This is a genomic window from Mycobacterium sp. (assembly GCF_004298145.1).
Classification (GTDB): domain Bacteria; phylum Actinomycetota; class Actinomycetes; order Mycobacteriales; family Mycobacteriaceae; genus Mycobacterium.
This window is the reverse complement of the sequence record NZ_SCRH01000073.1, coordinates 1-25,326: the sequence shown is the minus strand read 5'-3', so window position 1 is coordinate 25,326 and position 25,326 is coordinate 1. Positions and strand designations below refer to the sequence as shown.

24 protein-coding genes and 3 pseudogenes are annotated in these 25,326 nt (G+C 66.0%); 16 read left to right on the top strand and 11 right to left on the bottom strand.

The window, feature by feature from the left end; all coding sequences use genetic code 11:
- The first annotated feature begins 11 nt into the window (after positions 1-11).
- Together EPN51_RS28865 and EPN51_RS28860 are read left to right on the top strand one after the other, a co-directional pair.
- A complete protein-coding gene (locus EPN51_RS28865; protein ID WP_366509477.1) occupies positions 12-1,601 on the top strand; it encodes an FAD-binding oxidoreductase in 1,590 nt (529 codons plus the stop codon).
- Positions 1,598-2,518 (top strand): diacylglycerol kinase, encoded by a 921-nt coding sequence (locus tag EPN51_RS28860; protein ID WP_293049294.1) that lies wholly within the window; start codon positions 1,598-1,600, stop codon positions 2,516-2,518. Before EPN51_RS28865 ends, EPN51_RS28860 begins: the two co-directional genes overlap by 4 nt.
- A 37-nt stretch (positions 2,519-2,555) precedes the next feature.
- Here the strand turns inward: EPN51_RS28860 and EPN51_RS28855 are convergent, their stop codons facing one another.
- Positions 2,556-2,849 (bottom strand): hypothetical protein, encoded by a 294-nt coding sequence (locus tag EPN51_RS28855; RefSeq protein ID WP_293049293.1) that lies wholly within the window; start codon positions 2,847-2,849, stop codon positions 2,556-2,558.
- Between the two features lie 252 nt (positions 2,850-3,101).
- On the opposite strand from EPN51_RS28855, the gene EPN51_RS28850 reads away from it, so the two are divergent.
- Positions 3,102-3,590, top strand: a complete 489-nt coding sequence (locus tag EPN51_RS28850; RefSeq protein ID WP_293049292.1) for a nitroreductase family deazaflavin-dependent oxidoreductase — start codon at positions 3,102-3,104, stop codon at positions 3,588-3,590.
- Positions 3,591-3,635: 45 nt separating this feature from the next.
- Here EPN51_RS28850 and EPN51_RS28845 read toward each other — a convergent pair whose 3' ends face one another.
- The 5 genes from EPN51_RS28845 to EPN51_RS28825 all read right to left on the bottom strand — a co-directional run bounded on the left by EPN51_RS28845 (position 3,636) and on the right by EPN51_RS28825 (position 7,574).
- A complete protein-coding gene (locus EPN51_RS28845) occupies positions 3,636-4,004 on the bottom strand; it encodes a DUF488 domain-containing protein (protein ID WP_293049291.1) in 369 nt (122 codons plus the stop codon).
- Positions 4,001-4,768 (bottom strand): transcriptional regulator, encoded by a 768-nt coding sequence (locus EPN51_RS28840; protein ID WP_293049290.1) that lies wholly within the window; start codon positions 4,766-4,768, stop codon positions 4,001-4,003. Before EPN51_RS28840 ends, EPN51_RS28845 begins: the two co-directional genes overlap by 4 nt.
- A 249-nt stretch (positions 4,769-5,017) precedes the next feature.
- A complete protein-coding gene (locus EPN51_RS28835) occupies positions 5,018-5,530 on the bottom strand; it encodes a DUF3145 domain-containing protein (protein WP_293049289.1) in 513 nt (170 codons plus the stop codon).
- A gap of 152 nt (positions 5,531-5,682) precedes the next feature.
- On the bottom strand, positions 5,683-6,492 hold the full coding sequence (locus EPN51_RS28830; protein ID WP_293049301.1) for a serine hydrolase domain-containing protein: 810 nt from the start codon (positions 6,490-6,492) through the stop codon (positions 5,683-5,685).
- 11 nt (positions 6,493-6,503) lie between these two features.
- Positions 6,504-7,574: a class I SAM-dependent methyltransferase gene (locus EPN51_RS28825; protein ID WP_293049288.1), complete on the bottom strand. Its 1,071-nt coding sequence runs from the start codon at positions 7,572-7,574 to the stop codon at positions 6,504-6,506.
- Between the two features lie 79 nt (positions 7,575-7,653).
- Here EPN51_RS28825 and EPN51_RS28820 point away from each other — a divergent pair, with 79 nt between their 5' ends.
- The 4 genes from EPN51_RS28820 to EPN51_RS28805 all read left to right on the top strand — a co-directional run bounded on the left by EPN51_RS28820 (position 7,654) and on the right by EPN51_RS28805 (position 10,955).
- A complete protein-coding gene (locus tag EPN51_RS28820; protein ID WP_293049287.1) occupies positions 7,654-8,739 on the top strand; it encodes an S-(hydroxymethyl)mycothiol dehydrogenase in 1,086 nt (361 codons plus the stop codon).
- Positions 8,739-9,374: an MBL fold metallo-hydrolase gene (locus tag EPN51_RS28815; protein ID WP_293049286.1), complete on the top strand. Its 636-nt coding sequence runs from the start codon at positions 8,739-8,741 to the stop codon at positions 9,372-9,374. Before EPN51_RS28820 ends, EPN51_RS28815 begins: the two co-directional genes overlap by 1 nt.
- 48 nt (positions 9,375-9,422) lie before the next feature.
- On the top strand, positions 9,423-10,517 hold the full coding sequence (locus EPN51_RS28810; protein WP_293049285.1) for an SAM-dependent methyltransferase: 1,095 nt from the start codon (positions 9,423-9,425) through the stop codon (positions 10,515-10,517).
- 75 nt (positions 10,518-10,592) lie between these two features.
- Positions 10,593-10,955 (top strand): hypothetical protein, encoded by a 363-nt coding sequence (locus tag EPN51_RS28805; RefSeq protein ID WP_293049284.1) that lies wholly within the window; start codon positions 10,593-10,595, stop codon positions 10,953-10,955.
- 26 nt (positions 10,956-10,981) lie between these two features.
- Here the strand turns inward: EPN51_RS28805 and EPN51_RS28800 are convergent, their stop codons facing one another.
- Both EPN51_RS28800 and EPN51_RS28795 read right to left on the bottom strand, forming a co-directional pair.
- Positions 10,982-12,748 (bottom strand): Hsp70 family protein, encoded by a 1,767-nt coding sequence (locus EPN51_RS28800; protein WP_293049283.1) that lies wholly within the window; start codon positions 12,746-12,748, stop codon positions 10,982-10,984.
- Between the two features lie 136 nt (positions 12,749-12,884).
- On the bottom strand, positions 12,885-13,970 hold the full coding sequence (locus EPN51_RS28795) for a dihydrodipicolinate reductase (protein ID WP_293049282.1): 1,086 nt from the start codon (positions 13,968-13,970) through the stop codon (positions 12,885-12,887).
- Between the two features lie 91 nt (positions 13,971-14,061).
- On the opposite strand from EPN51_RS28795, the gene EPN51_RS28790 reads away from it, so the two are divergent.
- The 4 genes from EPN51_RS28790 (at position 14,062) to EPN51_RS28775 (ending at position 16,911) form a co-directional block, all read left to right on the top strand.
- On the top strand, positions 14,062-14,409 hold the full coding sequence (locus tag EPN51_RS28790) for an MmpS family transport accessory protein (RefSeq protein WP_293049281.1): 348 nt from the start codon (positions 14,062-14,064) through the stop codon (positions 14,407-14,409).
- A 34-nt stretch (positions 14,410-14,443) separates the two neighbouring features.
- Positions 14,444-15,763, top strand: a complete 1,320-nt coding sequence (locus tag EPN51_RS28785; protein WP_293049280.1) for a cytochrome P450 — start codon at positions 14,444-14,446, stop codon at positions 15,761-15,763.
- Between the two features lie 124 nt (positions 15,764-15,887).
- Positions 15,888-16,451: an ester cyclase gene (locus EPN51_RS28780; protein WP_293049279.1), complete on the top strand. Its 564-nt coding sequence runs from the start codon at positions 15,888-15,890 to the stop codon at positions 16,449-16,451.
- Positions 16,452-16,461: 10 nt separating this feature from the next.
- Entirely contained in the window at positions 16,462-16,911 is a 450-nt protein-coding gene (locus EPN51_RS28775; RefSeq protein WP_293049278.1) for a hypothetical protein, read from the top strand.
- On the opposite strand, the pseudogene EPN51_RS28770 reads toward EPN51_RS28775, so the two are convergent.
- Positions 16,912-17,089: pseudogene (locus EPN51_RS28770) on the bottom strand (haloacid dehalogenase type II); the annotation flags it as partial. It abuts the gene before it with no gap.
- Positions 17,090-17,122: 33 nt separating this feature from the next.
- Between EPN51_RS28770 and EPN51_RS28765 the strand changes: the two are divergent.
- Together EPN51_RS28765 and EPN51_RS28760 are read left to right on the top strand one after the other, a co-directional pair.
- Positions 17,123-17,485 (top strand): DUF202 domain-containing protein, encoded by a 363-nt coding sequence (locus EPN51_RS28765; protein ID WP_293049277.1) that lies wholly within the window; start codon positions 17,123-17,125, stop codon positions 17,483-17,485.
- Entirely contained in the window at positions 17,482-17,802 is a 321-nt protein-coding gene (locus EPN51_RS28760) for a DUF202 domain-containing protein (protein WP_293049276.1), read from the top strand. The genes EPN51_RS28765 and EPN51_RS28760 overlap by 4 nt, the downstream gene beginning before the upstream one ends.
- A 102-nt stretch (positions 17,803-17,904) precedes the next feature.
- On the opposite strand, the gene EPN51_RS28755 is transcribed toward EPN51_RS28760, so the two are convergent.
- Positions 17,905-20,781, bottom strand: coding sequence for an RND family transporter (locus EPN51_RS28755; RefSeq protein ID WP_293049275.1), 2,877 nt, complete (start codon positions 20,779-20,781; stop codon positions 17,905-17,907).
- A 586-nt stretch (positions 20,782-21,367) separates the two neighbouring features.
- On the opposite strand from EPN51_RS28755, the gene EPN51_RS28750 reads away from it, so the two are divergent.
- Positions 21,368-22,282, top strand: a complete 915-nt coding sequence (locus EPN51_RS28750; protein ID WP_293049274.1) for a glycosyltransferase family 2 protein — start codon at positions 21,368-21,370, stop codon at positions 22,280-22,282.
- Between the two features lie 110 nt (positions 22,283-22,392).
- Positions 22,393-23,103: pseudogene (locus EPN51_RS28745) on the top strand (lysophospholipid acyltransferase family protein); the annotation flags it as partial.
- A gap of 5 nt (positions 23,104-23,108) precedes the next feature.
- Here the strand turns inward: EPN51_RS28745 and EPN51_RS28740 are convergent.
- The gene (locus tag EPN51_RS28740; RefSeq protein WP_293049273.1) at positions 23,109-24,596 is read right to left on the bottom strand and encodes an NAD(P)/FAD-dependent oxidoreductase; all 1,488 of its coding nucleotides are present in this window, start codon (positions 24,594-24,596) and stop codon (positions 23,109-23,111) included.
- Between the two features lie 541 nt (positions 24,597-25,137).
- On the opposite strand from EPN51_RS28740, the pseudogene EPN51_RS28735 reads away from it, so the two are divergent.
- Positions 25,138-25,326 (top strand): annotated as a pseudogene (locus EPN51_RS28735) (cutinase family protein); the annotation flags it as partial.

The following is a 25,326-nucleotide window of genomic DNA, read 5'->3' as shown; positions in this document are numbered from 1 at the left end:
TCTTGCCACCCATGAAATGGAACGCGTGGGGAGACCCCGCCGCGGCCAAGCCACTCTCGGAAGGGATCCGGTCGTTGCTGCAGCAAGCCGTGGGGGTCGAGGGGTCCCCCGCGGCCGAGCTGCAACCCGACCAGGTGCGGTTGCGTCCGTCGACCCTGTCGCCGACGGACCGGGAGGCGCTGGCGGCCATCGTCGGTGCCGAGTACTGCCGAACCGCGGATTCCGATCGGTTGCTGCACGCGGGCGGCAAGTCCACCATCGACCTGCTCAACCGCAAGCAACGCGGCCCGCAGGATGCGCCCGACGCCGTGTTGCTGCCCGGCGGCCCCGCCGGTGAGGATGCCGTTGCCGCGATCCTGCGCTACTGCTCCGAGCGGCGCATCGCCGTCGTGCCTTTCGGCGGGGGCACCAGCGTGGTCGGTGGGCTCGATCCCGACCGCGCCGAGTTCGGCGCCGTCGTCTCGCTCGATCTGCGCCGTTTCGATCGGCTGATCTCGCTCGACGAGGTATCCGGCCAGGCCGTCTTCGAGGCGGGCGTCACCGGGCCGGATGCCGAGAGACTCCTTGGCGCACATGGCTTTTCACTCGGTCATTTCCCGCAGAGCTTCGAGTACGCCACCATCGGCGGCTTTGCCGCGACCCGCTCCTCCGGGCAGGACTCGGCGGGCTACGGCCGGTTCAACGACATGGTCCGGGGACTGCGCGTGATCACCCCGGTGGGCACCCTGGATCTGGGTCGCGCGCCGGAATCCGCCGCGGGCCCCGACCTGCGTCAGCTGCTGATCGGCTCGGAAGGCACCCTGGGCGTCATCACCCGGGTCCGGCTACGGGTTCACCGCGCCCCGGAAGCCGTCCGCTACGAGGCCTGGTCGTTCCCCGATTTCGCGACCGGCGCCGCGGCCCTGCGGGCCGTCACCCAAAATGCCACCGGCCCCACCGTCGTTCGGCTCTCCGACGAGGCGGAGACGGGAGTCAACCTGGCGACCACCGAGGCGATCGGCGAATCTCAGATCACCGGAGGATGTTTGGGCATCACCATGTTCGAGGGGACCAGGGAGCACGTCGAGAGCCGGCACGCCGAAACCAGTGCGCTACTCGCCGCCATGGGCGGTACCTCGCTGGGCGAAGGACCCGCGCGGGCATGGGAGCGCGGCCGGTTCGGCGCGCCGTACCTGCGCGACTCGCTGCTCGCGGCGGGTGCGCTGTGCGAGACGCTCGAGACCGCCACCGACTGGTCCAACGTCCCCGCTCTCAAATCCGCTGTCACCCAGGCGCTCACCGACTCTTTGGCCGAGACCGGCACTCCGGCGCTGGTGATGTGTCACATTTCGCACGTCTACGCATGCGGAGCTTCGTTGTACTTCACCGTCGTCGCGGGGCAACGGGGCAATCCGATCGAACAGTGGAAGACGGCCAAGAAGGCCGCGTCGGATGCGATCATGGCCACCGGGGGGACCATCACCCACCACCATGCGGTCGGCGCCGATCACCGGCCGTGGATGCGCGACGAGATCGGCGAGTTGGGAGTGCAGGTGCTACGCGCGGTCAAGGCGACCCTGGATCCGGCCGGAATCCTCAATCCCGGCAAGCTGATTCCGTGACACCGCTGCGCCGCCGCGAAATCGGCAAGGTGATCGCGCTGACCAACCCGCTCTCGGGACACGGCGCCGCCGTCCGGGCTGCCCAGCTCGCGATCGCCCGGCTGCACAAGCGGGGTGTGGAGGTCGTCGAAATCATCGGCGACGACGCCGAAGACGCGCGGCACCTGGTCGGGGCGGCGCTGGAGAAGGGCGCCGACGCGGTCATGGTGACCGGGGGCGACGGCGTCTTCTCCAACGCGCTACAAGTGTTGGCGGGCACCGATGTTCCCGCCGGGATCGTCCCCGCGGGAACCGGTAACGACCACGCCCGTGAATTCGGCATCCCCACCCGGAACCCCGAGGCGGCCGCGGACATCATCGTCGACGGCTTGACCGAAACCATCGACCTGGGCCGGATCACGGACGGCGACGGGGCGAGCAAATGGTTCGGCACCGTGGCGGCCGCCGGCTTCGATTCGCTGGTCACCGATCGCGCCAACCGGATGCGCTGGCCGCACGGCAGGCTGCGCTATTACGTCGCGATGCTCGCCGAGCTGTCCCAGTTGCGGCTCTTACCGTTTCGCATGGTGTTCGACGGCACCAGGGAGGTCGACGCCGAGATCACGCTGGCCGCCTTCGGCAACACCCGCAGCTACGGCGGCGGGATGCGGATATGTCCCACAGCCGATTACACCGACGGCCTGCTCGACATCACCATGGTGCACGAGGCGTCCCGCACCAAGCTGGTCCGCCTCTTCCCCACCGTGATGAAGGGCACCCACGTCAACCTCGACGAGGTGAGCACGACGCGCGCCAGATCGGTGCACGTCGAGTGCCCCGGCATCAACGTCTACGCCGACGGCGACTTCGCGTGCGCGCTGCCGGCCGAGATCTCGGTGGTGCCAGGCGCTCTGCAGATCCTGCGCCCCGCCCGCTAACGATGCGCGCGTGCGATCACCGGATTCCCGATGCCGTTCATCCCGGGTTGCCGATCTCGGTACGGACATCATCGAGGTAATCGTCGTAGGCGGCGATGATGTCGTCGAGGTCCAGTTGCTTTGGTAGGTCGTCGGGGCTCTGACGCGCAGTCAGATAGGCCATGGTGGCCGCGATGACGCGCGTTTCGTCGGTATCGGGTCCGGCAATGCGCGCGACGACCTCTGGCGTGGCCCGTATCCGGATGGTCACACGTTCCTCGTCCTGGGCAAGACGCACGAGGTAATCGTGATCACCGAGTGCTTCGATTTCGGGGGTTTCGATGTTTTTCATGGCCGTTTCCTACTTCCCGAATGACTCGTCGCGTCCTTTGCGTGATGGCTGACCCGCGGCGTTGACATCCCGATGTGCGCACCTGCACTAAAACTATTTTAACGGTCTACACTCATCTAAAAGAAGACCTACCGAGGTGGCACGTGGGGTATGCGAGTGCGAGGCCCCCGCCATCCGGCGGCCCCCCGCCTCGAGGTGACTCCAACCGACTGCCGCAGCGGAATCCGCGCGCGGCTCGAACAAGGAATAGAAATGATCTGGCGTTGGCCCACTGCTACTCGGGGGGCCGCACCCAAGCGGCCCCCTTTCCTGATTTCCGCTCTGGCTCCGCGGCTCCTGAAACGGATTTCCAAGGCGAATGTGGCGATTTATCGCGCCACCGATGGCCGCGTTGCCGGCCACGAGTTGGGGCTCCCGCTGTGCCTGTTGACCACCACCGGCCGCAAGAGCGGGTTATCCCGAACCACCCCACTGATTTTCATGGCCGACGGCGCCCGACTGGTTCTGGTGGCGTCACAGGGCGGTCTGCCCAGACACCCAATGTGGTTTCTGAACCTTCGCGCCAATCCCGATGTGCGCGTTCAGATCCGAGGGCAGACTCGCAACATGCATGCCCGGGTCGCCGACGAGACGGAACGCGCGCGACTCTGGCCGCGACTTATCGCGCACAACCCGCGGTGGGGCAGATACCAATCGTGGACCGACCGGGTGATCCCGGTGGTGATCTGCGAACCGGCCTAGCCGTCCGCGGGTTCCATAGTCGGCCCGGCCTTGTCGTTGGACGGGTCAGTCCTTGCCCGAATCGGTGGCCAGGAGATCGGCGAGGACCGCGGCCTCGCTGATATCGACGGCTTTGGAGGCGGTCAGCAGCGTCAATGTCCGCCGTTTCATCAAGCCATGCAGATGCGCCAGTGCTTCTGCGCGGCCGGAATCCGTCAACTCGTCACGGTAGCGGCGGACGAATTCGTCGAACAACTTCGGATCGTGGTGGTACCACTTTCGCAGTTCGGTGGATGGAGCGATCTGCTTGCACCACTCATCCAGATTCGCCCTGGCTTTGCTGATGCCGCGGGGCCAGATCCGGTCCACCAAAACCCTGGTGCCGTCACCGGGTGTCGCCGCGTCGTAGATCCGGCGCACGTGGACGTCACTCACCTCGCCACCAGCCTGGCCACACACAGTTGGGGCTCGACCAACGGCTCGAGGTGAGCCTGCATCGCCGGGTGTGGGGACACCGGCCGGCCTTTTTCGTCGGGTGCATTGTCGAGCATGCCTTGCAGCAACCCCAGATGCACCCCGCACGCCACCTCGGGGTGGGACCTGGCCAGATCCCTGACCGGGCAGGCGCGCATCCGAATGGTCCGCTCCCGCCCGGCCGTCTGGTCACCGTCAGCGGGTGGCGGCGCCGGCTCTGCCGCCGCGACGAGTTCAGGGCCGAACCCCAACCGCGTGAAAGCCCGGGCGGTGTCCGCCGCCACCCGGTCGAGCACGTCGCCGGTGTCGGCCTCCGCGTCCTCCCGGGGAACCACGATCCGGCTGGCCCATTTCCGTCCGGCACGCTGCGCACGGAGCCCGCGCGTCTCCTCCGTCCGGCCCAACTCCATCGCCAGGATCTCGGCCAGAGTCCGATAGTCCATGCCCGTCTCGACCGCTCGATAGCCGGTGCGGGGGCGACCGCGGCCGGGCCGGTTCATCTTGGTGCGCACGATCAACTCCTCGTCACACAGGGCGTCCAGATGAAACCGCACGGTCGTGATATGCAAACCCATTTCCGAGGCCAGCTCTACGGCGTCGACGGCACCTTCGTGTTCGCGCACCAACGCCAGCACCCGTTCGCGTTGCCGGTTGCGAGGCAGCCGATCTGGTTGTGGCCGCCTCACCGGCGCGTCTGTTTCGCCGTCCACCTCGCCACCTGCCATCCCACCTATTTACCGGATATACGTCCTTTATATTAGCAGTTTGCCGCCCGAGAGGGGTGGTAAGCAGGACGGCCGAACCGGCGGCGAAAGCGGGCGCGCGATCAACCCAAACTCGCCACCGAACTTCCGCCCGTGACCGCGGCACCGGTCGGGCAACATCACCCCGCGGGCGAGAGCCGCAAAAGCCCCCGAAAATTGCGATTTTCGGGGGCTTTTGTTGGGCGCGTAAGCGTCAGCTCGCCGGGAAACCTAACCGACGCCCCGGCTCTGCCAGCTCACCTCGCCGCCGTCGCCGCCGTCGCGGTACGCCTCGAGCGCCTCGTCCCAGGCCGTTCCGAGCACGGAATCCAATTCGGCGGCCAGCGTGTCGGCGCCCTGGGCCATCATCGCCCGCAGCCGCATCTCCCCGACCATGATGTCGCCGTTGGCGCTCATCGCCCCGGTCCACAGACCCAGTTGCGGGGTGTGGCTGAAGCGATGGCCGTCGACTCCGGGACTGGGATCCTCGGTGACCTCGAACCGCAGCACGGACCACGAGCGCAACGCGTTGGCCAGCTTGGCGCCGGTGCCGACGGGACCGACCCAGTTGGTGACCGCACGCAGCTGACCTGGCATCGCCGGCTGGGGCGTCCAGTTCAGGTTCGCCTTGGCCCCCAGGGTCGACGACAACGCCCACTCGACATGCGGGCACACGGCCGCCGGCGAGGCGTGCACGTACACCACGCCAGTCGTCACGTCGGCGAATTGATTCGACGCTCGCATTTCCTGCTCCTTCGGTTCCACGAGGGACGTCTTCCCCAACGACCTGTGGACCCGGCAAGCAGGACAGCTTGTGCGAAGTCTTCGATTTTTTCTGTGTCGTGCGTGTCTATTGTGCCCTGTGATACCCGTGTTGCGCTAGTGTGCTGTGCGAATTAGCTGTACGCGGCTATCACGGCGTCGGAAATCGCCGGCCACGGCCGCAGCGCCCACTCCCCGAAATTGCGGTCCGTGAGCACCACCAGCGCCAGCTCGATCTCCGGATCTGCCCAGATGAACCCGCCTGTTTGGCCGAAATGGCCGTACGTTCGCGCCGAGTTCCGCGCTCCCGTCCAGTGCGGCGATTTCGTGTCCCGGAGCTCAAAACCCAGCCCCCAATCGTTGGGCCGCTGCACCCCGTATCCGGGCAAAACGCCGTCCAGACCCGGAAACTGCACCGTCGTGGCCTCGGCATGCAGCCGCTGCGAGACCGTGGACGGGCGCAGCAGGTCCCCCGCGAACACGGCAAGGTCCGTCACGGTCGACGTCGCGCCGAACCCGGCGGCCACCGCGCCCCCGTCGAGGCGTGTTGTCGCCATGCCGAGCGGTTCGCACACCGCCTCGGTCAGATAGCGGGCGAAGTCGATGCCGGTCTCGCGTTCCACCGTCTGGCCCAGCACGGTGAAGCCCTGGTTGGAGTAGATGCGCCGGGCGCCGGGGGCGGCCAGCACCTTCTCGGAGTGCATCGATAAACCCGAGGCGTGCGCCAGCAGGTGGCGGATGGTGGAACCGGGCGGGCCGGCGGCGGTGTCGAGGTCGACGGCGCCTTCCTCGATGGCGACGTGCACGGCGCGCGCCGCGAGCGGCTTGGTCACCGAGGCCAGCTCGAACACCCGCTCGGTGTCGCCGTGGCCGGCCAGCACGCCGCCGGGCCCGATGACGGCGGCGGCGGCGGCCTGCACCGGCCAGTCGGCTAAGACCTCCAGGACATCGCGCGTCACTGCCCGGCCCGCTTGAAGGCCAGGTAGTAGTTGTTGATCGGGTCCGCCTCGATCTCGGCGACCCGCACGTCGTCGAATCCGGCGTCGCCGAGCATCTTGACGGCCAGTTGCGTTCCCCAGGCGGTGCCCAGTCCGGCGCCGTCCAACGCCAGCGACACCGTCATGCAGTGCATCAACGACGTCGTGTACAGGTAGGTGCTCATCGGCGCACCGACGTTCTCCTCGAGCCGGCTCGACGCCTTGATGTCGGCCATCAGCAGAACACCACCGGGGCGCAGCGCCCGGTAGATGTTCTCCAAAACCCGCGCCGGCTGAGCCTGATCGTGGATGGCGTCGAACACGGTGATGACGTCGTAGGCGTCCGGCTTGTCCAACTCGGCGAGGTTGTGGCTTTCGAAGGCGGCGTTCGTCAGACCGCGGTCGGCGGCCTCGCGGATGCCGGTGGCGATGGCCTGTTCGGAAAAGTCGATGCCGGTGAAGCGGCTGGCGCCGAACGCCTGCGCCATCACGTTGATGGCGTGCCCGCTGCCGCAGCCGAAATCCGCCACGTCGGCTCCCGCGCGCAGGCGGTCGGGAAGGCCGTCCACCAACGGCAGCACGACGTCGACGAGCGTGGCGTCGAACACCGCGCCGCTCTCCTCGGCCATCAGCTGGTGGAAGCGCGGAAATTCGCTGTAGGGCAGCCCGCCGCCCGCCCGGAAGCAGCCGACGATCTTCTGCTCGACCTCGCCGAGCAGCGGCAGGAATTGGGCCACCACGGCGAGGTTCTGGGGCCCGGCCGCACGCGTCAGCACTCCCGCGCGGTGGGCGGGCAGCGAGTAGGTGGCGGTGTCGGGGTCGTAGTCGACGACGTGCCCGGTGGTCATGCCGCCCAGCCACTCGCGGACGTAGCGCTCGTTGAGGCCGGCGGCGTCGGCGATCTGCGCGCTGGTGGCCGGCGCGAGCCCGGCCATCGTGTCCAGCAGACCGGTCTGGTGCCCAATGCTCAGCAAGATCGTGAGGCTGGCGCCGTCGAGCGTCGCGGCGATGCGTCCGGTGAATTCTTCGGTGGTCTCCCAAGCCGTCACGTCCTGCGACGCTACACCGGCCCGATGGGTGGACGGCCCGCCGCGAGATGTATGGCGGCGAACGCCTAGGTTGGAGCCCATGAGTCAGACAGTGCGCGGTGTGATTTCACGTAAGAAGGGCGAACCCGTCGAACTGGTGGACATCGTCGTTCCCGATCCCGGACCCGGAGAGGCTTTGGTCGACGTCATCGCCTGCGGGGTGTGCCACACCGACCTGACCTACCGCGAGGGCGGCATCAACGACGAGTACCCGTTTCTGCTCGGCCACGAGGCCGCCGGCACCATCGAGGCCGTCGGCCCGGGGGTGACCGCCGTGGCCCCGGGCGACTTCGTGATCCTGAACTGGCGCGCGGTGTGCGGTCAGTGCCGGGCCTGCAAACGCGGCCGCCCGCACCTGTGCTTCGACACCTTCAACGCCACCCAGAAAATGACCCTGACCGACGGCACCGAGCTCACCCCCGCCCTGGGCATCGGGGCCTTCGCCGACAAGACGCTGGTCGCCGCCGGCCAGTGCACCAAGGTCAATCCCGCCGCCGACCCCGCGGTCGCCGGGCTGCTGGGCTGCGGCGTGATGGCCGGACTGGGTGCGGCGATCAACACCGGCGCCATCACTCGTGACGACACCGTCGCGGTGATCGGCTGCGGCGGCGTGGGCGATGCCGCGATCGCCGGGGCGGCGTTGGTGGGCGCGCGGCGCATCATCGCCGTGGACACCGACAACACCAAACTGGACTGGGCCCGCAAATTCGGCGCCACGCACACCGTCAATGCCCGCGAATTTGACGTGGTCAAGACGATCCAGGATCTCACCGACGGGTTCGGCGCGAACGTGGTGATCGACGCGGTGGGCCGGCCCGAAACGTACAAGCAGGCCTTCTACGCCCGTGACCTAGCCGGAACCGTTGTGCTGGTGGGCGTTCCGACCCCCGACATGACCCTGGACATGCCGCTGGTGGATTTCTTCAGCCACGGCGGCTCGCTGAAGTCGTCGTGGTACGGCGACTGCCTGCCCGAACGCGACTTCCCCACGTTGATCGACCTGTACCTGCAGGGCCGGCTTCCGCTCGAGCAGTTCGTCTCCGAGCGCATCGGCCTCGGCGACGTCGAAGAGGCATTCCACAAGATGCACGGGGGCAACGTGCTGCGCTCGGTGGTGGTGCTCTGATGACGGCCTCGGACAAAGCCGTCGAACGCCTGGTCACCCACGGAACATTCGAACTCGACGGCGGCAGTTGGGAAGTCGACAACAACATCTGGATCGTCGGCGACGACTCCGACGTCGTGGTGTTCGACGCGGCGCACACCGCCGAGCCGATCTTGACCGCGGTGGGTAAGCGCAATGTGGTCGCGGTGGTGTGCACACACGGACACAACGACCACGTCACGGTGGCCCCCGAATTGGGCGCGGCCCTGGACGCACCGGTGCTGCTGCACCCAGCCGACGACGTGTTGTGGCGAATGACTCACCCGGACAAAGACTTCCGCACGATCGCCGACGGGGACACGATCGATGTCGCCGGCACCGAGCTGCTGGCGCTGCACACGCCGGGGCACTCCCCCGGCTCGGTGTGCTGGTACGCCCCCGAACTCGGTGTGGTGTTCAGCGGGGACACCCTGTTCTCCGGCGGGCCGGGCGCGACGGGGCGCTCCTATTCGGACTTCCCCACGATCCTGCAGTCGATCTCCGGCCGGCTCGGTACCCTCCCCGGCGACACCGTCGTGCATACCGGCCACGGCGACAGCACCACCGTCGGCGACGAGATCGTGCACTACGAGGAGTGGGTGGCTCGCGGCCACTGATTGCGCCAAGCCGAACTGGCCACCAGCCCAGCCACTATCGTTGGCCGTATGCCGCCCGAACCACGGATGCCCGAATCGAGCATTGTGGTCCGCCCCGAGCCGACCTACAGCGAGGCATCGCGGCTGCGGGCCGCCGGTTTGGCGAAGGCGATCGCGGAGTTCGAGCGGGCCGCGGAGCAAGTCGGGCTGCCCAAGGCCCCACAGCCGATCGTCATCGCGGACTACGGCGCCGCCAACGGTCACAATTCACTCAAGCCGCTGTCGGCGGCCATCGCGGTGTTGCGGCGGCGCACCCGCCACGATCACGCAATCCTGGTGGTGCACACCGACGTTCCGCGCAACGACTTCACGGCGCTGTTCGACACGGTGGCCGACGATCCGGAAAGTTACCTGCAGTTCGACGCGTCCACGTTCACGTCGGCGATCGGCCGGTCGTTCTACAACCAGATTGTGCCGTCCAAGACCGTCAACCTGGGCTGGACGTCCTGGGCAACCCAGTGGTTGAGCCGAACGCCCTGCGAGATACCCGATCACATACACGTGTCGTGCAGCGACGACGACTCGGCGCGCTCGGCGTATTCCGATCAGGCCGCGCTGGACTGGCATAACTTCGTCGCGTTCCGCGGCCGGGAACTGGCCCCCGAGGGCCGGTTGGTGGCGTTGACGCTGGCGGCCGACGAGGACCGGACGGCGGGCTTCGCCCCATTGCTCGACGCCCTCGTCGGGACGCTGGACGATCTGGCGCGCGACGGGCTGCTGCGGTCAGATGAGCTGCGGCGCATGACTATTCCCACGTTTGCCCGCAGTGAGAAGGATTTTCGTGCCCCGTTCGCGCCCAAGGGGCGGTTCGAAGGCCTGATGGTCGAGCACCTCGAGATCTTCAACGCCGAGGATCGATTCTGGGCGCGTTTCCAGTTGGATCACGACGCGCGGGCTTTCGGGGCGCAGTGGGCGGCCTTCGCGCGGTCCGCGCTGTTCCCCGCACTGGTGGGTGCGCTCGACGGCGGGGTCCACGACGCGCGGGCCGCGCAATTCGCCGAGCAGCTGCAGAGCGCGGTCGCCGAGCGCCTGTCAAGCGCACCCGAGCCGATGCGGATTCCCCAGGCGTTGGTTGTGCTGGTCAAGGGTGACGAATTGCGCTGACGAGAGTTTCGGCACAGCCGCGCAACGGGTAACCCCTTGTCATCGTCGAACTTGCGACTGCGAGGGGGTAGATGCATGAGCGTGCAGGACGATAAAGGGGCCGACCGAGACGATGGTCAACGGTTGACGGAGAAGCCGGAGCCGGACGAGGACGACAAGAAGAAGGCCGCCGAAATGATGGAGGCCTACGCGGACAAGCCCACAATAGTGCTACCCGGCACCGGCGGCAGCGTGTCCGGCACCGCGGTCAACGAGTGGCTGGACGAGGACGGCAACCCGAAGCATGAAGTCGTCGAGGGCGCGGGTTCGGACGACCGGGCCGCGGGCGACCAGGCGCGCGACGAAAAAGATTTGCAGGACCAGATCGACAAGGACAAGGCCCTGAACGAGGTGCTGAGGAAAGCCGCGACCGCGGAGAACAAGGGCGAAAAGAATTGAGCTGAAAGGGAATTCCCGAATCAAGCTCACTGAGCGGGTAGCGGCCCCAGGAGGCTGATGCCCAGGCCGCCTTCGAACTCCTGAATGATCTCGTTGACGCGGTCGATACCGGGGATGGGTCCGTTGACTCCGGGGATGGGTGGAATCGGCGGTACTGCCTCCCTACGCGGGGATGCCGGACGTGCGGGCGGGACCGCCTGCGGGGTCGCCGCCGGCGTGGTGGTCGTCGGTGTCTCGGTCCCGGCCGGCGGGTTGGTATCGGAGGTCGACGGCACCGGAACGTCCTGCGGCCCGGGCTGGGCCGTCGTGCTGTTGGGTGAAGGCGCCGGCGCGGCCGGGGTCGTGGTCAGGGCGGGCGCCGGCGTTGTCGCCGATGTGTGCTGCGAGCTCAGTCCGATCGCCACGGCGGCCCCCACCAGCAGCACCGCCGCAGCGGTGAGGACGACCGCGGCCACCGGCAGCAGTCGCCACCGCGCGAATAGCCGCTTGCGCACAGGGGTCGCGGCATCGATCCGAGAGGTCACCGCCGCGTCGGGCGTCGGGCCGACCGGCGTGACGCGCGAGTGATGACCCGTCGCCGACCAGGCCCGTATCGGCATCCCGCCCGGTGTCGGTTCCGCCGGTGGCACCTGGGCGGTGGCGGTCGCCTCCGCGTGCTGATCGGGCCGCACCGCCGACCGCGCCGTCGCGGCGGCGGGCGCGGCGGGCGCGGCGGGCGCGGCGGGCGCGGACAACGTTGCGCCGGCGTCACCGGCACCGTGCGCCACCCGCAACGCGGCGCCGACCGCCGCCGTGAGTTGGGGCCGCGGCGTGGTGGCGACCGGGACACGAAAATGCCGTGACAGCGTCGTGGTGACGGCCGGGAGGTTCGCCCCACCACCCGTCGAAACCACCGCGACGAGATCGCGGATTCCGTTGTGCGCCAACGCTTCATCCAGCCTCGCGATGAAGCTGGTCAGCGCCGGGCGGATCGCGTCGTCAAGCTCGTGTCGAGTGAGCCGGATTTCGCCGCGCGCCCCGGTCAGTCCGTCGGTCAGCATGGTCGCGGTGCTCGAGGACAGTTGTTCCTTGGCGACCCGGCACCCACCCCTCAGCCGGCTCAGCGAGCCGATCGCCGCCGTGCCCGTGGGGAATGCGCCGGTGGTCGGCATGTTGGCCACCACCACGCCCAGCAGCGCCTGATCGATCAGGTCGCCGGAGAAATCGCGGTGCCGCACGGTCGGCGCCAACGCCCGGTAGTCACCGTCCGCGTCCATCAAGGTGATGTTGGTGCCGCTGCCGCCGAAATCGCATACCGCCACGGTCCCGCGCGCCGGTATGCCCGGGTTGGCCCGCACGGCGAGCAGCGCCGCGGCGGCATCGGGAATCAACAGGATCGGGCGCGCGCGTTGCGACCATTCGGGGATTTCCCCCAGGGCGGCGCCCAGGGCCTCGACCGCCGGCGACTCCCAATGGGCCGGATAGGTGACCGCGACGTTGTCGGGCAGGGGGCGCCCGCCGGTGGCGGCATAGGCCAGTGCCCGTAACCCGTCGGCGAGCACCACCTCGCTGCGGTGCACCGAGCCGTCGGGGGCCACGATTCCGCGCGGGTCGCCGACTCGATTCACGAAGCCGGTGATCACCACGCCCGGCCCTCGCAGCCTGGGGTTCTCGGCGGGGATGCCGATCTCGGCGGGGCGGTCCGGATACAGCGTCAGAACGGGCTTGCGGGTGATGGCGTTATCGGCGGTTACGGCCGCGAGATTGGTGGCACCGATCGATAAGCCCAGCGCGGTCCCAGCTCCATCGGCCATATTTCGACCCCCGTGTTCACAGCACCGATTCGCCATCGTCTAGCTGCCATCGTCTAGCCGCCATCGTCTAGGTGCCATTGTGCCGCCAGAACCTGTATCGCGTGTCGGCGGTAGCTATGCGGCCGCTGTGCGCCGATCAGCGGATGTTGCCGGCCCCGGCGATGAGCGGCAGGTCGAGCGGGGTGACCCAGCCCGGCCGAAGGTCGTTGACGGCCGGGACGGCATTGAGCGCCCGCAGCCCGGTCGCCAGGCAGCCGGCCGCGGCGGCGTCGCGCCCCGAGCCATCGGTGAACCGGAACGCGGTCTCCTGGAAGATGCTCGGGGTCCCGTCGATCTCCACGCGGTAGACGTCGTTGTCATGGCCCGACGGCCAGTCCGGGGCGGCGTCGAGTCCGATCCGGTTGACGTGCTCGAGCTGGATGCGGGTCTCACCCCCGTAGACGCCGTTGATGGTGAACCGGACGGCGGCGACGTGCCCGGCCTTGATGACGCCCTTGGCGGTGGTGCGCTCGGTGGGTGTCACCCACTTGTCCCAGGTGGTGGTGATCTCGTCGAGCATGATGCCGGCGGCGTGGGCGATCATCGGGACGGTGGCACCCCACGCGAAGATCAACACGTCGCGGTTTTCCAGCATCGGGCTGTACTCGGGCTCGCGGCCGATGCCCATCTCGACTTCGTAGTCGCCCTCGTAGTTGGTGTAGTCCAGCAGCTCCGAGGCCCGCACCCGGCGCACCTCCGAGCACAGGCCCATCAGCGTCATGGGGAACAGGTCGTTGGCGAACCCGGGGTCAATGCCGGTGGTGAAGCAGGACGCCTCTCCCAGTTCGCACGCCTCGGTGATGGGCGTGATCCAGTTGGGCGGGTTGAGGTGCATGGTCGGCCAGACCCACGGCGTCATCGCGGTCGAGCACACGTCGATGCCGGCCCGCAGGAACCGGGTGATCAGCGAAATGTTCTCTTTGGCGTGCAAGGCCGTCGGGCCGTAGTGCACCAGCGCATCAGGCTGCAAAGCGATCAGGGCATCGATGTCGTCGGTCGCGAGAACACCCACCCGCTCGGCCATCCCGCAGATCTCGCCGACATCGCGGCCAACCTTGTTCGGACTGCTGACACCGACGCCCACCAATTCGAACGACGGGTGTTTGACGATCTCGGGGATCACCATCTTGCCGACGAAACCAGTGCCAAACACCACTACCCGCTTTGAGCCGTGTTCCGCCATGCTTCGACGCCACCTTTCCACCTCACCAGCCCCCGCCCGGAACTTCACATTAAGCTTCCGTACCGTCGCCCGTGGTGACACGATGCAATTCATGACGAAGCACCTCACCGGACCGTCGATTTTGTTGGCCGCCGGACTCGGGTTCGCGAATGCCTGTGGCGTGGCCAACGCCCTACCCCAGCTGCCTCAGGTCCGCTATGAGGTCAATGGCCCCGCGGTCGCCGAATTCATCTACTACGAGACCGACACCGGGCAGCTGCATCAGGTCAATGCGCCGTTGCCGTGGTCGACGGAGTTCACCGGGTTCGGCGGGGAGGTGTTCACCCTCAGCGCGCAGGGGCCCGGCCCCATCTCCTGCAAGATTTTCGTCGACGGCAACGTGGTGAGTGCGGCCACGGCAACCGTCGGTGTGCCCGCCAGAACGGTCTGCACCCACTGACCGAGCGGTTCGCTCACGACAAAAGGAGATCTGGGTGAGTCTCGAGACGGGTCCCAACAAAAGCGTGACAGCCGGCTTGGCGGCGCGGACGAACGGCGCGCCACCGCCCGACATTCCGCTGGCCGACATCCATCTCGAGTCGCTGGACTTCTGGGGGTTCGACGACGATTTCCGCGACGGCGCCTTCGCCACCTTGCGCCGCGAGGCGCCGATCTCGTTCTGGCCCGCGATCGAGTACGAGGGGTTCGAACCCGGCAGCGGGCACTGGGCGCTGACCAAGCATGACGACGTGTATTTCGCGAGCCGTCACGCGGACATCTTCAGCTCCAGCCCCAACATCACGATCAACGACAACACGCCCGAGATCAGCGAATACTTCGGCTCGATGATCGTGCTCGACGATCCGCGGCATCAGCGGCTGCGCTCGATCGTCAGCCGCGCGTTCACCCCGAAAGTGGTGGCGCGCATCGAGGCCTCGGTCCGCGAGCGGGCCCGCCGGTTGGTTTCCTCGCTGATCGCCAATCATCCCGACGGGCAGGCCGAGCTGGTCAGCGAGCTCGCCGGCCCGCTACCGCTGCAGATCATCTGCGACATGATGGGCATCCCCGAGGAGGACCATCAGCGAATCTTCCACTGGACCAACGTGATTCTCGGGTTCGGCGACCCGGACCTGGCCACGGATTTCGGGGAGTTCATGCAGGTGTCGATGGACATCGGCGCCTACGCCAGCGCGCTGGCCGAGGACCGGCGGTCCAATCACCTCGACGATCTGACCACCAGCCTGGTGGAAGCCGAGGTCGACGGGGAACGGCTGACGTCGACGGAGATCGCGTCGTTCTTCATCCTGCTGGTGGTGGCCGGCAACGAGACGACGCGCAATGCGATCAGCCACGGCGTGCTCGCGCTGTCGCGCTATCCCGCCGAGCGGGACAAGTGGTGGTCCAACTTCGACCACCTGGCGCCGACCGCGGTCGAGGAGGTCGTGCGGTGGGCTTCCCCGGTGGTTTACATGCGACGCACGCTGACCCGGGACTTCAAGCTCGGCGGCACCAAGATGAAGGCCGGCGACAAGGTCACGCTGTGGTACAACTCGGCCAATCGCGACGAGTCGACGTTCGAGGATCCCTGGCTTTTCGACGTCGCGCGCACCCCCAATCCGCATTTCGGCTTCGGCGGCGGCGGCGCCCATTTCTGCCTGGGCGCCAACCTGGCTCGTCGCGAAATCCGGGTCGTCTTCGACGAATTGCGCCGCGAGATACCCGACATCGTCGCGACGGACGAACCCGCGCGGCTGCTGTCGCAATTCATTCACGGCATCAAGAGCCTGCCGGTCGCCTGGACGCCCCCGCGGTAGCTGCTCGGCGGATTCTCCTGTCTCCCAAGGTATATCGCTTTCTCGAATCCGATAGCGCATGCGCTATCAAATCCCACGACGTCACACAGCCGACCGACCCGAAACCCGGGCTTACGCTGGTCCCGTGACCATCCCCGCGTTTCCCGTTCCCGAGGTGCTGGCCGCCCGCCAGAAACTTGTGCTCGACCACTTCCACCACGAGGTCCGCCAGGCCTGGGACGACGTCCTGTCGACCTTCCCGCATCCGCGCTATGAGCTGATCCCCCAGATGCTCGTGCACGACGGCGACGTGGCGGTGCGCGGCTACTACGCCGACACGCGGATCGCGTTTCCCGATCAGGATCACGAAATCATCGCGCTGCGGCACAGCGCCGACGCGGTGATCGTCGAATTCTGGCTCATGGGCACCCACCGCGGTTACCTGGGGAAGGTGCCGCCCACCGGTAGCCGGTTCCGCGTCCGGATGACCGCCTACTTCGTCTTCGACGAGACGGAAACACTTGTCTGCGAACGCATTTACTTCGACAGCCTGACGATGGTCAAACAGCTCCTGGGTGGCCTGGACATGAAGAAGCCGACGAACTGGTTGCTGGCCGCGCGCTGCGTGCGCGGGTTCCTGTCGATGTCGTCGGAAAAGCCGGACCCGGCGCTGACGAATACCGTGCCGCCGACGTTCCAAAGTGCCTAAACTGCACTGCATGCGGGCCCTTTACGTGGTGTGCGGCCTGGCCGCCGCCCTGGCGATGCTGGGCGCCTGCGCCACCGCCACGGCGGCTCCCGCACCGTCGGGCTCGCACCACGAGAAGTGGATCGACCTGCGGGCCGGCGAGTGCGTGGCCGACCTGCCCCCGCCGGACCTGAGCCGCGTGACGGTCACCGTAGTCGACTGTGCGACGGCGCATTTGGCCGAGGTGTATCTGCGGGCGCCGATGGCCGTCGACACCGCGGTCGCCGGCGTCGCGAATCGGGATTGCGCCGCCGGGTTCGCGCCGTATACCGGCCGATCCGTTGAGGGCAGCCCGCTTTCGATCACCTACCTGATCGACTCGAATCAGGATCGCACCGGGGCCAACCCCACCCCGAGCACTGTCATCTGCCTGCTGCAGGCGGCCAACGGGCAGCCCCTGACGGGATCCGCGCACCGCTGATCAGCAGCCGGGTTGCGCTGCGAGGTCGAGGAAGTCGGACGCATTGACGTCCAACTCGTCGGTAGACGACGTCGGCCTCGCCGTCGAGACCAAACTCCAGCGGGCGCGCGACGAACGCGGTCTTGAAACCCAGAGCACCCGCGGCGCGCAGGTCGTACTTGTGGCTGGCCACCATCATTCAGCACAGCCCTCGTCATGCAACGATGTGCTCGTGGCCGACACCGACAGCGCCGAAGAACACGAACCCGACTACCGGTTCACCTTCGCCAATGAGCGGACTTTCTTGGCCTGGCAGCGCACGGCGCTGGGGCTGCTCGCCGCGGCGGTCGCGCTCGTGCAGCTGGTTCCGGAGCTGGGGGTACCCGGTGCGCGCCGTGTCCTCGGTGCGGGGCTTGCGCTGCTGGCCATTCTCACCAGCGGGATGGGGTTGCTGCGTTGGCGGCAGGCGGATCGCGCCATGCGTCACGGGACCTCACTGCCGCGGCATCCCTCACCGACCTACCTCGCGGTGGGCCTGACGGTGGTCGGGCTCGTCGCGCTCGTGTTGGTGATCGCGAAGGCGGTAATCGGTTGAGCGACTCGACGGCGGATCGCGGGACTCAGGCCGATCGAACGACGCTGGCCTGGACTCGGACATCGTTCGCATTCCTGGCCAACGGCGCCCTGTTGATGATCAGGAACCTGCACGGCTCCGTCGGGCCGACGGCGTTGATCCCCGCCGTTTTGGCCGGCGCCGTGGCGCTGGTTACGTTTCTGATCGCCGTGCACCGCCAGCACACCCTGCAGCAGTGGCCCCTCCCGAAGCGGCTCACGCCCCGGCGCCAGGTGCACCTCATCGGAACTTCCGTGCTGGCCCTCATCGTCGTCACCACGGTCGCCCAACTCATCTAGCAGGGTGTTCGGTCCTCACCGAGGGCGAGTAGCGATCTCAGATTGTCGCTAGGGGCGCACACTCCGCCGCACCCGCCGCCGGGGCGGGTGCGGCGGATGTGGTTAGTCGCCCAGCAAGGCTCGCACCAACGGGCGCGGCCCCGTCGGCCTTGGCAATGCGCTGGCGGGGCGCCGGCGTACCAGCAGCGGCCACCAGAACCAGCGGCCCAGCAGAGCGGCGATGGACGGGGTCATGAACGCGCGCACCACCAAGGTGTCGAACAGCAGACCCAGGCCAATCGTGGTGCCCACCTGGCCGAGCACCCGCAGTTCGCTGACCGCCATGGACGCCATCGTGAAGGCGAACACCAGGCCCGCGTTCGTCACGACCTTGCCGGTACCACCGATGGCCCGGATGATCCCGGTGTTCAGCCCCGCGTCGATCTCCTGTTTGAACCGGGCGACCAGAAGCAGGTTGTAGTCGGATCCCACGGCCAGCAGGATGATCACCGACATCGCGAGCACCAGCCAGTGCAGCTCCATGCCGATGATGTGCTGCCACAACAGCACCGAGAGCCCGAAGGATGCCCCCAGCGAAAGGACCACCGTCCCCACGATGACCAACGCTGCAGCAAAGCTGCGGGTGATCACCAGCATGATGATGAAAATCAGGCAGAGCGACGAGATCGCCGCGATCATCAGATCGTATTTCGCGCCGTCGGAGATGTCCTTGAATACCGCCGCGGTGCCTCCGAGGGAGATTGTGGCGTTCTCCAGCGGGGTTGTCTTCAGCGCTTCCTCGGCCGCGGCCTTGATGGCGTTGACCCGGGCGAAGCCCTCGGGTGTCGCGGGGTCGCCCCGGTGCAAGATGAACAACCGCGCCGCTTTTCCGTCGGCTGACAAGAACATCTCCATGCCGCGCTTGAAGTCTCGGTTGTCGAAGACTTCCGGTGGCAGATAGAAGGAATCGTCGTTCTCGGCCGCGTCGAAGGCCTGCCCCATGGCACTGGGGTCCTTGCTGTTCTCCTTCATCTGGCCGAGGACCCCGGACCCGGTGCTGTGCATGGTCAGCATCATGGTTCGCATGCTTTGCATGGAGTCGATCATCGGTGGGATCTGCATGAGCAGCTGCGGCAGCAGCGCATCCAGCCGATCGAGATCTTTCACCATCTCCTGCAGCTTGTCGCTGATCAAGTCGACGCCGTCGAGCGTGTCGAAGATGGATCTGATGGAGAAACAGGCGGGAATGCCGTAGCAGTGCTTTTCCCAGTAGAAGTAGCTACGGAGCGGCCGGAAGAAATCCTCGAAATCCGAGATGTGATCGCGCAATTCGGCGGTGATGGCCTGCATGTCGTGGGTTTCGCCGGTCAGGTGGTGGGTCGTGGCGACGAGCTGCGACATCAGGTCATACATGCGCTGCATGGTGTCGATCATCTTCGCCAGCTCGTCCGCCTGTCTGAGCAGATCATCCATGCGTTGGGTTTGAAAGGTGCTGTTTTGAACCATGCTGGCGTTTTGCATGCTGATCATGAACGGCAGCGTCGTGTGCGGCAGCGTGGTCCCGTCCGGCCGAGTTATCGCCTGAACCCTGGAAACACCCGGAACCGCGAGAACGCCTTTGGCTAACCTGTTCAACACCAACATGTCTGCCGGGTCGCGCATGTCGTGGTCGGCCTCGATCAACATGATCTCCGGCTTCATCCGCGCTTGAGAAAAATGGCGGTCCGCCGCGCTGTATCCGGCATTGGCGGGGATGTAGTCGGGCACATATCGCCGGTCGTTGTAGCTGGTCTTGTACCCAGGCAGCGCAAGCAGGCCGACGAGCGCGACACCACACGTCGCCGCCAGAACGGGCGCCGGCCAACGAGTGACAACGGCGCCCACCCGTCGCCAGCCACGAACCTTGATCATCCGCTTGGGGTCGAAGAGACCATGGCGACTGCCGACGGTGAGGACTGCGGGCCCCAGCGTGAGCGCCGCCGCCACCGCGACGAGCGTGCCCGCCGCGCAAGGTATGCCGAGGGACTGGAAATAGGGCAATCGCGTGAAGCTCAGGCAACATGTCGCGCCCGCGATCGTCAAGCCAGAGCCCAAGATAACGTGGGCGACCCCACGATAGGTGGTGTAGTAAGCCGTTTCCCGGTCCTCGCCGGCCTGACGTGCCTCTTGGTAGCGGCCAAGCAGAAATATGCCGTAGTCCGTTCCCGCCGCGAGCACCAGCGATGTGAGCAGGTTGACGGCGAAGGTGGAAAGGCCGATAACGCCCAAATCTCCGAGCAACGCGACGGTTCCCCGAGCGGCTACGAACTCGATGCCGACCAATAGCAACAGCAGGATGGTGGTGACGATTGATCGGTAGACGGCAAGCAGCAGGACCAATATCACCAGGACGGTCGTCGCGGTAATTAAAACCAGCGACTTGTCACCGGTGGCGTGCATATCCGCGATCAGCACCGACGGCCCGGTCAGGTAGACCTTGAGCCCATTCGGCGGGGGCGTTTGCGCGACGATGTCTCGAACCGCGTCAATCGATTCGGCCGCCAAGGCCTCGCCCTGGTTACCGGCGAGATCGAGTTGAACGTACGTGGCCTTGCCATCGGCGCTTTGCGCACCCGCGGCGGTCAATGGATCGCCCCAGAAATCCTGTACGTGCTGGACGTGTCGTGGGTCGTCTTTCAGCTTGCGAATCAGGCCGGCATAATATTTGTGAGCATCGTCGGCGAGCGGTGGGTCGCTTTCGAGGACAATCATTGCCGCATTGTCGGAATCGGATTCCCTGAAAACCCTGCCCATTCGCTTCATCGCCTGTATCGACGGCGCCTCTTCAGGGGTCATCGATATCGAGTGGTCTTGTCCGACCTTTTCCAGCGAAGGGACAGCCAGGGTAACGAGGACGGTGATCGCCAGCCATCCGAAGATGATGGGGATCGAAAATCGACAGATGGCACGTGCGATGAATGGCTGTTCTGTCTGTGTGGCGACGGCGCGATTCGTGTTCACGCGGATTTCACCGGGCAGTCAGCAGAGGTGCATACCTCATTGAATGTCGTCCTCGCCTCGCCCCGGCCGCCGGAAGGGTATTTATTACCCTTTGCCCCGAGGTTTCCCGTGGGGCATTCGATGCGGCTCAGCACAGACGTCGACTTTGGTGACGTTTGGTTATGCGTGTGAACGTACGCTGTGGCGTGAGGTCTCGACTGGCAAATCGAATAATCCGCGGTGATTTGGCCTCCAGCGCCATCCCGCAAAACAGGTAGGCGGCCCACCCGGCTAGCCGGTGGCGCCAGGTCGGCGATGCGGATGGCCGAGGTTAGCCTGCCCACTGTAACCAGTCCGGCTGTCCTGCTGGCACTTTGGCCTCTGGCCCTTTCATGTGTTCAACATAGACATGTGTTGAATAAGTTGGCCTTCCGGGGTTAAGGTCTCAAGGAAATCAACGATATTCGGAGGCAGACTGGGTCGCGATTGCCATGGAGTCGAAGCGTGATGAATTACCGGCGGGGAATTCGGCACGCATGTTCACTGGTGCAGGCTCGAAGCCAATGTCAGATTCCGTCCTACACCCTCGCAGATTGGTCTCCGAGCGATGTCCCAACAGCCTTCCGTCGCGATCGTCATTCCTGCCTATAACGAGGAACGTTATATAGGCAAATGCCTCGAATCGTGCATCGGCCAAACTTCGGCACCCGACGAGATAATCGTGGTCAACAACAAGTCGACCGACAACACCGTATCCATCGTCCGCCGCTATCAAGCCGAGAACCCGGACCTCGACATACAGCTGATCGAGCAAAACGAGCATCAGGGTATTGCCCCGACCCGCAGCCACGGCTTTGACTATGCGCGGAGCGATATCATCGGCCGCACCGACGCCGACTCCGTCATTGCCAAGGACTGGGTCGAGACGGTTCGCCGCCGTTTCGAGGATCCGGCCATTGACGCCGCGAGCGGACCCATGGGCTTTCATGACATGCCGCTGCGGGGATTCCTTTTCTGGCTCGACTGCATCCTGCGCGGCAGGGTGCATAAGTACGCAAAGAACGAGCGGTTTCTCCTGGGAGCCAACATGGCAATTCGCGCCCAGGCGTGGAAGTCGATTCGTCAGCTGACTCAGCTGGACCTGGAAGACCGCCTGCATGAGGACGTCGATCTTGCGCTGACCTTATTCAAAAATGACTTCGAGATCGCGTACGAGCCGGGCATGGTGGTGGCCATGTCTGCCCGCCGGGTGGAATCTTCATCGCGCGATTTCTATCGGTATGTCACGCGCTATACGCGGACAACGAAGCTGCACGGTATCAAGAGCCTGGCGGCGTACACGACGATCGCCACCCTTCTGCTGCTGTATTACCCCTTCCGCACGATTCGGTTCTTCTACGACGTGGAAACCCTGAAATTCACGTCGTCGAAGTTGCGCAACAAACTCCGCCGGACGGCCGGCGCCCGCCGACGCCACGGCAGACATGAGTTGCCGAAGCGTCACTTGCCGAGAAGCGCGTGACGCCGATGTCCGCCGCAGGTGAACCAGCGCCGGAAGCGTGGTCCTACGATCTTCGGCCGCCGGATCCGGCGTTGGCCGAGCCGGTTTCGCCCTCCCGCACCCACTTTGCCGGCGTCCGCAGGCAGGCGGCGTTGGTAGCGGGATTCGGCCTGGCCCTTCCGCTCGCCGCCGGCGCCCTGGGGCTGGGCCTGCTGAACGGTAGCCGACGCCGCGGGGTCAACTTCTTCACCTCCACCTGGCCTCGAGCGCTGCTTGCCACCAACGGCATCCGCATCAATGTCGTTGGCGCGCAGAACCTGACGGCACGGCGCCCGGGCGTGTTTCTCTATAACCACCGCAACCGGGTCGACCCCTTCATCGCCGCGGCGCTGATGCGCGACGACTGGATCAAGATCGCCAAGAAGGAACTGGCGCGCGACCCGATCATCGGCACGCTGCTCAAGCTGAACGACGGTGTGTTCCTCGACCGAGACGACACCGCGGCGGCGGTGGAAACCCTGCACCACGTAGAAGAGCGCGCGAAAGAGGGTCTGTCCATCCTGATCGCCCCAGAGGGTACGTCGCTGGACACCACCGGGGTGGGGCCGTTCAAAAAGGGGGCGTTCCGCATCGCCATGGCCGCGGGCGTTCCGATCGTACCGATCGTAATCCGCAACGCGGAGATCATCGCCTCGCGCGATTCCATGGAGATCCATCCGGGCACAGTGGATGTCGCTGTGCTGCCGCCAATCTCGGTCGACGACTGGACGCTCGACACATTGGTCGACCGCATCGCCGCGGTGCGCCAACGGTATCTGGACACCTTGGCCGATTGGCCGGTGTGGCCCTAGGCGATCACGTAGTCGCTGAGCGGGAAGGTGCGGGCTTCACGCACCGCGTTGAGTGTCGTCGTCGGACGCAGCAGCGACGCTTCACCATTGGGACTGAAATAGTAGGACCGCGACGTCGCGCAGTCGCCGCTGTAGAACACCGAGTCGTCCAGCAGTTTGGTCATCCGCTGCATGAATCGCTCGTTGGCGTCCTCGGTCACCTCGAAGGTCGTCGCACCCCTCCGCTTGACCTCGCCGAGCAGCCGGTCCATGTGCCGCATCTGGTATTCGATGGTGTGGAAGAAGGAGAGTCCGGAGAAGGCAAACGGACTGGCCAGGCTCAAGTAGTTGGGGAAGTAGGGCATGCAGACGCCCTGGTATGCCTGGAACCTGGTCTCCCGCCACCACTTTCCGAGGTTGCGTCCTTTTCGGCCGACCACCTCGATGGCCGGGAAGTTGGCCTCCCACAGGTCGAATCCCGTCGCGAGCACCAGGGTGTCGATGACGGTCTTACGTCCATCCGCGGTGACGATGCCGTCCGCCGTGAACCGCTCGATCGTGTTGGTCTCGAGGTGCACGTGCGGCTTGGTGAAAGCGCGGTAGAAGCTGTTGGAAAAGGTCGGCCGCTTGCAGCCGAGGTCGTAGTCCGGCGTCAATTTGTCGCGCAGTTCCTTGTCCCGGATCCACCGGAATCGGTTGATCTTGGCCAGGTCCGAGGCGGAAATGTTCCCCCGGCCCCGCGACTGCCGAAAATGCAGCGCCATGACGACCATGATGATCTCGAGAACGACGTCGCTCACCCACCGCAGGGCCCGCTGCGTCGCCGGCACCCGCGCGAACAGGCGTTGCGTCCGCGGGGAGATGGGGAAATCGAACTTGGGAATCACGTGGGTCGCGGTGCGCTGGTACACGGTGAGGTCCGCGGCCTCTTTGGCCAGCTCGGGAATGGCCTGCACCGCGGACGCCCCGGTCCCGATGACCGCGATTCGGCGCCCCTTGTAGCTATAGTCGTGGTCCCACGCGGTGGTGTGGATCACCTTGCCCTGGAAGCTCGCGATGCCGGGGATGTCCGGGATGCGCGGCTGGGACAAAAACCCCGTCGCGGTGATCAGGTAGCGGGCGGTCAGGGTTTCGCCGCCGGCCAGTGCGACCCGCCACACCGCGGCGTCCTCATCCCACTGGGCGCCTTCCACGGTCGTGTTGAACCGCATGTGGCGGCGCACGTCGTATTTGGCGGCGACGCTCGCGGCGTATTGCTTGACCTCAGCACCCGGCGCAAACAACCGTGACCAGTCAGGTTTGGGTTCGAACCAATACGAGTACGTGGTCGAGGGGATATCGACGGCGATACCCGGGTAGTGGTTGATATGCCAGGTGCCGCCCAAGTCGTCCTCGCGGTCGAGGATGACGAAGTCGTCAAACCCGAGGCGCTTGAGCTGAATTGCGGCGCCGATGCCCCCGAAACCTGCACCTACGATGATCGCGTCGAAACGGTCCGTGTTCACAGCCTTGCTCCGTGCTACCTGTTTCCGTACTTAACGAATCATAAGCTTTCCCTAAGATACGTAACTCTAATAGGGCGCCACGCCGGGCGCATCTGACTTTTGTCAGGATGTGACCTTGCCGACACCTGTGCGCTCGCTCAGCAATGTCAGCTCGAGTGGAATCCAATCCACTAATGGACTTCTCGTCTTGCGCCCCGACGGGACAATCCAAGCCCGAGTTCTTCCCGTCGCCCGCGTAGTCGGGCCCGCCTTTGAATGAGTGGAATTCAGCGCGGATACGATCGAAGTTCACGTCGCCGAAACCCGTTTCGCCCGTTGCCATGTCACCACCCCTCTGAGTGTGGGTGTCTCACGGGCTCCGGCTAGGATGGACAACATCGAACGACGGCTTAAAGTGTTTTGGTGGGCAACCCGGGTGCGCAATGGCTGCATCGGTCCGATGGAGGCGAAGGAGCCACTATCCGCACCCTGTCGCCGCGCCCCGGTATGTAGGAAACATCACGAAAATGAGCAGTAAGTTGACAGTTTGGGAGGGGCTTGCATGGGCAGGTCGGGCGGCATGAACGCGCGTCACATTTTTCGGTCGCTTGGTCCAGCAGTAGTGATCGCGGCATCGGGCATGGCCGCGTCGGCCGTGTCCGGTTCCGTCATACCCGCCGCCTCGGCCCAATGCCCGGACGTGCAAGTGGTCTTCGCCCGCGGCACCGGCGAAGCCCCGGGCGTGGGACCC

What these genes read in the sequence shown, in the direction of transcription:
- EPN51_RS28865 (WP_366509477.1), top strand. Translation starts at nt 12, where the DNA reads ATGAAATGGAACGCGTGGGGAGACCCCGCCGCGGCCAAGCCACTCTCG.
- EPN51_RS28855 (WP_293049293.1), bottom strand. Translation starts at nt 2,849, where the DNA reads ATGAAAAACATCGAAACCCCCGAAATCGAAGCACTCGGTGATCACGAT.
- EPN51_RS28850 (WP_293049292.1), top strand. Translation starts at nt 3,102, where the DNA reads ATGATCTGGCGTTGGCCCACTGCTACTCGGGGGGCCGCACCCAAGCGG.
- EPN51_RS28840 (WP_293049290.1), bottom strand. Translation starts at nt 4,768, where the DNA reads ATGGCAGGTGGCGAGGTGGACGGCGAAACAGACGCGCCGGTGAGGCGG.
- EPN51_RS28835 (WP_293049289.1), bottom strand. Translation starts at nt 5,530, where the DNA reads ATGCGAGCGTCGAATCAATTCGCCGACGTGACGACTGGCGTGGTGTAC.
- EPN51_RS28820 (WP_293049287.1), top strand. Translation starts at nt 7,654, where the DNA reads ATGAGTCAGACAGTGCGCGGTGTGATTTCACGTAAGAAGGGCGAACCC.
- EPN51_RS28815 (WP_293049286.1), top strand. Translation starts at nt 8,739, where the DNA reads ATGACGGCCTCGGACAAAGCCGTCGAACGCCTGGTCACCCACGGAACA.
- EPN51_RS28810 (WP_293049285.1), top strand. Translation starts at nt 9,423, where the DNA reads ATGCCGCCCGAACCACGGATGCCCGAATCGAGCATTGTGGTCCGCCCC.
- EPN51_RS28805 (WP_293049284.1), top strand. Translation starts at nt 10,593, where the DNA reads ATGAGCGTGCAGGACGATAAAGGGGCCGACCGAGACGATGGTCAACGG.
- EPN51_RS28800 (WP_293049283.1), bottom strand. Translation starts at nt 12,748, where the DNA reads ATGGCCGATGGAGCTGGGACCGCGCTGGGCTTATCGATCGGTGCCACC.
- EPN51_RS28795 (WP_293049282.1), bottom strand. Translation starts at nt 13,970, where the DNA reads ATGGCGGAACACGGCTCAAAGCGGGTAGTGGTGTTTGGCACTGGTTTC.
- EPN51_RS28790 (WP_293049281.1), top strand. Translation starts at nt 14,062, where the DNA reads ATGACGAAGCACCTCACCGGACCGTCGATTTTGTTGGCCGCCGGACTC.
- EPN51_RS28775 (WP_293049278.1), top strand. Translation starts at nt 16,462, where the DNA reads ATGCGGGCCCTTTACGTGGTGTGCGGCCTGGCCGCCGCCCTGGCGATG.
- EPN51_RS28750 (WP_293049274.1), top strand. Translation starts at nt 21,368, where the DNA reads ATGTCCCAACAGCCTTCCGTCGCGATCGTCATTCCTGCCTATAACGAG.